Source organism: Peribacillus sp. SIMBA_075 (assembly GCF_046534585.1).
On record NZ_JAWRYN010001753.1, the window covers coordinates 1 to 229 of the forward strand.

Here is a 229-nt window from a genome sequence, read left to right on the forward strand (position 1 = left end):
GATCCGTGACACCTTCAGGGATAAAGCCAATTATACCGGCACTGAAGAACCACGGGAATTGACGGCATTCGCCCGTAGCCAACTGCGGGAAGTGTTTATGGAAGCGGATATCGGTGTAACCGGCTGTAATTTTGCAGTAGCCGACTCGGGATCTATTTCGCTTGTAACAAACGAAGGCAACGCTAATATGGTGACCACTTTCCCGGACACGCAAATAACGGTTATGGGG

At 50.2% G+C, this 229-nt stretch carries 1 protein-coding gene; it reads left to right on the plus strand.

Going from position 1 to position 229, the window contains the following annotated elements; translation table 11 throughout:
- Positions 1–229: LUD domain-containing protein (locus tag SB775_RS34450; RefSeq protein ID WP_410865780.1), on the plus strand; the 229-nt coding region annotated here is incomplete at both ends.